This window comes from Acidisphaera rubrifaciens HS-AP3, assembly GCF_000964365.1.
Classification (GTDB): domain Bacteria; phylum Pseudomonadota; class Alphaproteobacteria; order Acetobacterales; family Acetobacteraceae; genus Acidisphaera; species Acidisphaera rubrifaciens.
In genome coordinates this window covers 1-5,372 of the sequence record NZ_BANB01000188.1, presented here as the reverse complement: position 1 = coordinate 5,372, position 5,372 = coordinate 1, and the positions used below count along the sequence as shown (strand labels likewise).

8 protein-coding genes are annotated in these 5,372 nt (G+C 69.0%); 5 read left to right on the top strand and 3 right to left on the bottom strand.

The features are described from left to right. Positions 1 to 699 (bottom strand): pantoate--beta-alanine ligase (gene panC / locus B8460_RS06810; RefSeq protein ID WP_048860829.1); only part of this gene is annotated, 699 nt, incomplete at its 3' end. A gap of 153 nt (positions 700 to 852) precedes the next feature. Between panC and B8460_RS22855 the strand changes: the two genes are divergently transcribed. From B8460_RS22855 to B8460_RS06785, 5 genes are all read left to right on the top strand, one after another. After that, positions 853 to 1,242 (top strand): ribbon-helix-helix domain-containing protein, encoded by a 390-nt coding sequence (locus B8460_RS22855; RefSeq protein ID WP_084623301.1) that lies wholly within the window; start codon positions 853 to 855, stop codon positions 1,240 to 1,242. A gap of 77 nt (positions 1,243 to 1,319) precedes the next feature. Further along, a complete protein-coding gene (locus tag B8460_RS06800) occupies positions 1,320 to 1,712 on the top strand; it encodes a c-type cytochrome (RefSeq protein ID WP_199445572.1) in 393 nt (130 codons plus the stop codon). Further along, on the top strand, positions 1,712 to 2,107 hold the full coding sequence (locus B8460_RS06795) for a VOC family protein (RefSeq protein WP_048860828.1): 396 nt from the start codon (positions 1,712 to 1,714) through the stop codon (positions 2,105 to 2,107). The genes B8460_RS06800 and B8460_RS06795 overlap by 1 nt, the downstream gene beginning before the upstream one ends. A gap of 34 nt (positions 2,108 to 2,141) precedes the next feature. Continuing rightward, on the top strand, positions 2,142 to 2,702 hold the full coding sequence (locus B8460_RS06790; RefSeq protein ID WP_048860827.1) for a gluconate 2-dehydrogenase subunit 3 family protein: 561 nt from the start codon (positions 2,142 to 2,144) through the stop codon (positions 2,700 to 2,702). A gap of 25 nt (positions 2,703 to 2,727) precedes the next feature. Further along, positions 2,728 to 4,299 carry a GMC family oxidoreductase gene (locus tag B8460_RS06785; protein WP_048860826.1) on the top strand — a complete coding sequence of 524 codons (1,572 nt, stop codon included), beginning with the start codon at positions 2,728 to 2,730 and terminating at the stop codon, positions 4,297 to 4,299. Between the two features lie 49 nt (positions 4,300 to 4,348). Here the strand turns inward: B8460_RS06785 and B8460_RS06780 are convergent, their stop codons facing one another. Both B8460_RS06780 and B8460_RS06775 read right to left on the bottom strand, forming a co-directional pair. Next, positions 4,349 to 4,981, bottom strand: a complete 633-nt coding sequence (locus tag B8460_RS06780) for a flavin reductase family protein (RefSeq protein ID WP_048860825.1) — start codon at positions 4,979 to 4,981, stop codon at positions 4,349 to 4,351. A gap of 70 nt (positions 4,982 to 5,051) precedes the next feature. Next, on the bottom strand, positions 5,052 to 5,372 hold a 321-nt coding region (locus B8460_RS06775), incomplete at its 5' end, for a DMT family transporter (protein WP_048860824.1).

Genomic DNA, 5,372 nt, shown 5'->3' with positions numbered 1-5,372 from the left:
CGCCTGTTCCAGCGCCGCGCGGGCCTGCCCCAGCGCGTCGGCCACGTCCGCGCCGGACACGATGGCGGCGGCCGCGCCGCGCATGACCGAGTACAGGCGCGGCGCGCCCTCCCGCTCGGCGGGGGCGAGGTATCGGTTGCGTGACGACAGCGCGAGGCCGTCGGCCTCGCGCACCGTGGGGACGGCGACGATCTCGAGCGGCAGCGCGAGGTCGGCGACCATGCGCCGCACCACCTGCACCTGCTGCCAGTCCTTTTCGCCGAAATAGGCGTGGGTCGGACGCACCTGCCCGAACAGCCGCGCGCAGACGGTGGCGACGCCGCGGAAATGGCCGGGGCGGACCGCGCCCTCCCACCCCTCGGCCGGGCCCGTGACCTCGATCGCGGTGGCCGATCCGGGCGGATACATGGTCGCGACGTCCGGCAGCCACGCCACGTCGCATCCCGCCGCATCCAGCGTCGCCAGATCGCCCGCCTCGTCGCGCGGATAGCGGGCGAAATCCTCGTTCGGCCCGAACTGCAGCGGGTTGACGAAGATCGAGGCGGCGGTCGCGTCGCACTCCGCCCGGGCGCGCGCGAGCAGCGCCACGTGACCCGCGTGCAGCGCGCCCATGGTCGGCACGAAGCCGAGGGTACGACCGTCGCGACGCAGGGCGGACAGGGCGCGGGCGAGGTCCTCGCGGGTGCGGGCGATCTGCATGTCGCGAGAATTGGAACGCGGCGATGCGGGAGGCAAGCCCCGCCACGGCCGTGCGGACCCGCCACGGTTGCCGCCGCGCGGGTCGCGCCGCATGATGGCGGCCAAGCAACAACCGCGGCTGCGCCAACGGCCGCCCAGAACGAGGAGCGTCGCATGTGCCGCCTGTTCGCGAGCCAGGACCCGGCCTCCTACGCCGCCGAGACGCGGCCGATGCGCCTGCACGGCCACGCGACATCCGTGCGGCTGGAGGCGGCTTTCTGGGACATCCTTGAGGAAATCGCCGGCCGCGAGGGCATGTCGCTCAACCGGTTCGTCTCCGTGCTGCACGACGAAATCATGGAACGGCAGGGCGGGGTCGCCAATTTCGCGAGCTTCCTGCGCGTCACCTGCCTGCATTTCCTGAACAACCAGGACCTGCACGCGGCGCAGGTGGCGGCCCGTCGCGACGCGCGCATGCCGGCGCCGGGACGCGAGCCCGCGCAGGGCGGCGAGCGGGTCGGCGGACAGGGCGCCGGGCGGGCGGAACCGGTTGTCGTAGCCTGATACTACCCGCGCCCGTCACGCCCTCCCTACCGTCGCTGTAACGGAGCGCGATCGGGGGGCACGTGCGAAAGGCGTCGTTGGCGAGTCTGGCGTCCGGCATCGCGGTGTCGGTCATCTTGTGCGCCGCGGCGGCGCGCGCGCAGATCCCGCTGCCGTCCGACGACGACGCGAAGCCCGATCCCGCGACGCTGTTCGCCAATCAGTGCGGCACCTGCCACATCGCGCAGAAAAGCGACGAGGTCCGGCAGGGGCCGAACCTGTTCGGCGTCTATGGGCGGCGCGCCGGCACCTATCCCGGATTCAAATACTCCGCCGGCTTCGCCAAGGCCGACTGGGTCTGGGACGAGGCGCATCTGGATCGCTGGTTGACCAACCCGCAGGCGATGATACCGGGCGCGGTGATGCTCTATCACCAGGATGATCCGACGGTGCGCCACACGATCATCGGCTACCTCAAGGAACAGCACTGATGGCCAAGACGATCCATTCGATGATCCGCGTCCTCGACGAGGCGCGGTCCGTCGATTTCTACCGCCGCGGCTTCGGCATGACGGTCGCCGACCGCTATGACTTCGACGGCTTCACGCTGGTCTATCTGGTGGGCGAGGGCAGTCCGTTCGAGCTGGAGCTGACGATCAATCACGGCCGCACGGAGCCCTACGACCTCGGCAACGGCTACGGCCACATCGCCTATTCGGTGTCCGACCTCGACGCCGAGCACGCCCGCTTCACCGAACAGGGCCTGTCGCCGCGCCCGATCAAGGAGTTTCATCGCGACGGCGGCCTGATGGCGCGCTTCTTCTTCGTCGCCGATCCCGACGGCTATCAGATCGAGGTGCTCCAGCGTCACGGCCGCTTCAGGTAACCAAACGAACCGGATTTTTGGGGGGACAACGACAATGAGAGAAATCGACAAGCGCACGCGGGTCAGCCGGCGCACGGTGCTGCGCGGCGGTGCCGCCGCCGTGCCCGCGGCGGCGCTCGCGAGCGGAGGCTTCGTCGCCGCGGCCATCAGCGCCGATGCGGCATGGGCGCAGGACGCGAGCCACCTGACGCCGCACACGATGGCGTCGCTGGTGCGCATGGCGCGCGACATCTATCCGCACGACCATCTGGCCGACATCTATTACGTCAACGCGATCAAGCCGTACGACGCGCAGGCCGGCGGCGACGCGGCGCTGCGCACGATGCTGGAGGAGGGCATCGCCCGTCTCGACGCCGATTCGCAGAACAGGCACGGCGTCACCTATATCGGCCTCGCGTGGGAGGAGCAGCGCGTGGGCGTGCTGCGCGCGAACGAGGACACGCCCTTCTTCAAGAAGGTCCGCTCCGACCTGATAGTGACGCTCTACAACCAGAAGGCCGTGTGGCCGAAATTCGGCTACGAGGGCGCGTCTGCCGACAAGGGCGGCTACATCCACCGCGGCTTCAACGACATCGACTGGCTGTCGTCGGTCTGAGCGCGGGCGCGGGGGGAACATCACAATGGCCAACAAGTTCGATCAGAACGACGACAGCGTCGTCGTCATCGTCGGCTCCGGCGCCGGCGGCGGTACGCTCGGCAACGAGCTGGCACAGAAGGGGGTGAAGGTCGTCATCCTCGAAGCCGGCAAGCGGCACGAGATCCCGGACTTCATCAACGACGAATGGGCAAGCTTCGCGCAGCTCGCGTGGAAGGACATGCGCACGACGTCCGGCACGTGGCGCGTGCACAAGGATTTCCCGAACCTGCCGGCATGGATCGTGAAGTCGGTCGGCGGCTCGACCGTCCACTGGGCCGGCGCGTCGCTGCGCTTCCAGCCACACGAGTTCAAGGCCAAGACGACATACGGCACGCTCGCCGGCGCGAGCCTGCTCGACTGGCCCATCACGCTCGAGGAGATGGAGCCGTACTACGCCAAGGCCGAGTACAAGATGGGCACCACCGGGACCAACAACATCCCGCGGCTGCCCGGCAACAACAACTACAAGGTGCTGGAGGCCGGTGCCCGCAAGATCGGGTACAAGGAAGTCCACACCGGCAACATGTCGATCAACAGCCAGCCCCGCGACGGGCGCGGGGCGTGTCAGCAGATCGGCTTCTGCTTCCAGGGCTGCAAGTCTGGCGGCAAGTGGTCGACGCTGTACACGGAAATCCCCAAGGGCGAGGCGACCGGCAACCTGGAGGTGCGCCCCGCCTGCATGGCGCTGCATATCGAGCATGACGCGTCGGGCAAGGTAACGGGCGTCGTCTATGCCGACGCCAACGGCCAGCACCAGCGGCAGAAGGCGCGCATCGTCGCGGTCGCCGGCAACTCGATCGAAAGCCCGCGCCTGCTGCTCAACAGCGCGAGCAGCAAGTATCCCGACGGCATGGCCAACAGCTCCGGTCAGGTCGGGCGCAACTATCTGCGCCACATGACAGGCTCGGTCTACGCGGTGTTCGAGCGGCCGGTGCACATGTATCGCGGCACGACGATGGCCGGCATCGTGCGCGACGAGGCGCGGCTCGACACGTCGCGCGGCTTCGTCGGCGGCTACGAGCTGGAGACGCTCAGTCTGGGCCTGCCGTTCATGGCGGCCTTTCTCAATCCCGGCGCCTGGGGCCGTCCGTTCACCAGCGCGCTCGACGACTACGCCAACATGGCGGGGCTCTGGATCGTGGGCGAGGACATGCCGCGCGAGACCAACCGCGTGACGCTCGATCCGGTGGCCAAGGATCAGTACGGCCTGCCCGTCGCCTCGGTGCATTTCGACGATCACGACAACGACGTCGCCATGCGCAACCACGCCTACAAGCAGGGGGCCGCGATCTACGACGCGGTGGGCGCGGTGCGCACCTTCCCGACGCCGCCCTATCCGAGCACCCACAACATGGGCACCAACCGGATGAGCGAGAATCCGCGCGACGGCGTGGTGAACAAATACGGCCAGACGCACGACATCAAGAACCTGTTCGTGTCCGACGGCAGCCAGTTCACCACCGGTGCGGCCTGCAACCCGACGCTGACGATCGTCTCGCTTGCGATCCGTCAGGCCGACAACATGACGGCGATGATGAAGCGCGGCGAGATCTGACCGCACCTCCCGGAGGCAGGGCCGCGGCGCGGCCCTGCCTTTCCGCCGCCTATGGCCGCAGCTTCCACGACGCGACGTCGATGCGCGGCATCTCGAACCGGTCGGTCGTGCGCGCATACCAGCCGCGTCCGTGCATGCGTCCGACGAGATCGAGCTTCGGCGTGTCGATGTAGCACTTCGCCGCGTCCAGCACGCAGTCGTCGCGCACGTGCATGGCGACCACCGTGCCCATCACCACGGTGCGGTCGATACCGACATCGACCAGCACCAGCCTCTCGCACTCCATGCTGACGGGGCTCTCCGCGATGCGCGGCGGGCGCACGCGCTCGCTGTGGATGGCCGTCAGCCCGGCCTGATGCAGTTCGTCCACTTCGGGCGGGAAGTCGATCGCGCAGACATTCATCCCCTCGGCCGTGTCGTAGCTCACGAGATTCACCACGAACTGACCGGTCGCGCGGATGTTGTTACCTGTGTCCTTGGCATCCGCCGGGCGGCGTCCGCCGATGCCGAAGCAGACGACGGGCGGCGAGCCCGACATCGCGTTGAAGAACGAATAGGGCGCGGCATTCAGGACGCCGTCCGCGTCCAGCGTGGTGACCCAGGCGATCGGGCGCGGCACCACGGTCGCGACCAGCAGCTTGTACGTGTCCTGCGGCCCGAGTGCCTGCATGTCGAACATCATGGCGGTGTCCTGGCTCCGGCTGGGAAAGGCCGCACCCTCCGCCGCGCGCCCATGCCTTGTCCAGCCGCCCTCAGCCGGCGTTCACCAGGGCGAGGCCTGCCAGGATGCCGGCGGCCCCGGCCCATTGATGCGCCGCCAGACGCTCATGCAGGAACGCGCGCGCGAGCAGGATTGCGACCCCGCTCGCCAGCGACGACAGCACCGTGACCACCGCGACCGCGCCCGTCTCAAGCCCGGCGCAGAACGCGAGATAGGCGCCCGACCCCGCGAGACCCACGCCCGCCAGCAGCGGCCAGTCCGCCACGCGCGGCAGCGGCCCCACCCGCCCGCGCAGCATCAGCACCAGGGTCGGCACGCCCGCCACGTAATAGAGCCAGACCGGCAGCAGCGG